This is a genomic window from Actinoplanes auranticolor (genome assembly GCF_018332655.1).
Classification (GTDB): Bacteria; Actinomycetota; Actinomycetes; order Mycobacteriales; family Micromonosporaceae; genus Actinoplanes; species Actinoplanes auranticolor.
Genome location: NZ_BOQL01000138.1, coordinates 1 through 1361, shown reverse-complemented (window position 1 = coordinate 1361; position 1361 = coordinate 1). Strand labels below are relative to the sequence as shown.

The window sequence follows — 1361 nt, the reverse complement described above, 5'->3', positions numbered from 1 at the left end:
TGGCCGCGTTGCAGTCCCAGGCGACGCCCAAGGCCGGATCGACTGGACGGTCAGCGTGGACTCGATGACCAGCCGCGCTCATCAGCACGCCGCGGGTGCCCGCACCGACGGGCATCTGCAGAAGGAACCACCCGGCGGGGTCCACGACGAGCCGGCCGATCACGGGCTGGGCCGCTCGCGTGGCGGGCTGACCACCAAGACGCACCTGGCGTGCGGGCAGGGCCAGAAAGTCCTCTCCCTGATCGTGACCGCCGGGCATCGTGGTGACAGCCCACAGTTCATTCCGGTCCTGCGCCGTATCCGGGTCAGCCGGCTCGGTGTCGGCCGGGCACGGTCACGGCCGGTGCTGGTACTGGCCGACAAGGCCTACACCAGCCGCGCCAACCGCCGATACCTACGCTCACGTGGGATCAAAGCCTGCATCCCGAGCAAGAAAGATCAAGACGCCTACCGCAAAGCCAAAGGCTCCCAAGGCGGCCGCCCACCCGCGTTCGACCCCCAGCTCTACCGGCTACGCCACGCCGTCGAGAACGGCATCGCCCGCCTCAAACGCCACCGCGGCGTAGCCACCCGCTACGACAAGTTAGCCGTCCGCTTCCAAGCCGTCCTGACCATCACCATCATCAGCGAATGGCTCTGACCTGGTTATGAAACACGCCTTAGCTGGATGATCGGCCTGGACGGCCCATGCCTCTCGCAGCGGCGCCCACGCGCATCGTCGCGTCGGAGGCGACGACGAGTACCCGTCGCCACCGGCCTGCGATGACCCCGTTGGCGGCACCGTGACAAGGGCGCTGCAATTGTCGGCGTAGCGGGTAACTGGCTGGTGCGGCCCCGCCGCGGCCATTGGTACGGCTGCGGGGCCGGGAACTACTCTTGGGAGAGCTGCTCGGCGAAGCGCTCCCGGCCGGCTTGGTCGGTGTCGTCGCTGGCGGCATTGCGTTGCTGCAGCGCCTGCTCGAGAAACGTGATCGTCGGATCGTGGTCTTCGCCGGCGTCGCCCTGCCGCTCCCGGCAGAGCTCGTGCGCCGCCCGGATCCGGGCGGCGTCGCAGCCGTAGAGGTTCAGGGCGACCTTCATCGCGGCCGCGCACAGTTCCGGGCTCGCGTCCTCCACGTTGCAGGTGAAGCCGAAGGCGAGCAGGGCGTCGCTGTCCGCTTGGGACCTTGGTTTATCCAGGTCGGCCATGCGCGGACCGTAGCGCCGGGGTACGACATTTACGGCTGGTGTTCCGCGGGTTCCGCCTGCGCCTGGAGATCGGTTAGGCGAACTGGTGGAGAGCCATGACGGCGGCAACGCTGGCAGGAGTCATCGTCTAGTACTCCAGCAGGAGATCCGTGCTGAGCTGCGGTGACGGTGTG

At 68.0% G+C, this 1361-nt stretch carries 2 protein-coding genes; one reads left to right on the top strand and one right to left on the bottom strand.

Features of this window, described 5'->3' with window-relative positions; genetic code table 11:
* Window positions 1-640 (top strand): IS5 family transposase (locus Aau02nite_RS46050; protein WP_212995034.1); only part of this gene is annotated, 640 nt, incomplete at its 5' end.
* Window positions 641-870: 230 nt separating this feature from the next.
* Here the strand turns inward: Aau02nite_RS46050 and Aau02nite_RS46045 are convergent.
* Window positions 871-1188: a hypothetical protein gene (locus Aau02nite_RS46045; RefSeq protein WP_212995033.1), complete on the bottom strand. Its 318-nt coding sequence runs from the start codon at window positions 1186-1188 to the stop codon at window positions 871-873.
* Window positions 1189-1361 lie beyond the last annotated feature (173 nt).

Coding starts and splice junctions, on each gene's coding strand:
- Aau02nite_RS46045 (WP_212995033.1), bottom strand. CDS start 1,188: ATGGCCGACCTGGATAAACCAAGGTCCCAAGCGGACAGCGACGCCCTG.